Annotated in this window: 1 pseudogene; it reads right to left on the bottom strand. The window is 49.3% G+C overall.

Annotated elements, in window-relative coordinates:
- Positions 1-501 (bottom strand): annotated as a pseudogene (locus tag R7Q09_RS28770) (deca-heme c-type cytochrome); the annotation flags it as partial.

Below are 501 nucleotides of genomic sequence, written 5' to 3'. Positions count from 1 at the left end.
GTCGATAGCTTGTTGATACAGTTCGATCGCTTTATTAGCCTCTCCCAAACTACGATATACATTGGCTAAGTTAGTTCGCCCAAATCCGCGATCGGCATTAAAGCGTTGAATGTCCATGTATTCATCTAACGGTTTTTGAATGCGCTCTCTTTGTAGCGGATTCATTTCCCCATAATGACTGACTAGCGCAGCCGCCGCTTCGGTTCGCACCGACAACACCGGATCACTCAGCAACGGCTGTAAAATCTGCCAACGGTCACTAAAGTCATACCCTGCCGAGCCAGCAACAGCACCCAGTCGAATCATCTCGTTCTCATGTTTCACGGCGCGAGCAAGCGCAACCACCGTATTCTGGCCAGTATTGCCTGCCATTCGCTCTAAAGCCGATGCGCGAATGATGTCACTGATGGAAGAATCTTGAGCCGTATAAGCCAACGCATCTGAACCACCTCTATGACCTATCGCGTCTGCATAAAATGCGACCGAAAAGTGCTGAGTGTT

The organism is Vibrio sp. 2130-1, from assembly GCF_033339515.1.
The sequence above is the reverse complement of the archived record's forward strand: the minus strand, read 5'-3'. Positions and strand labels throughout refer to the sequence as shown.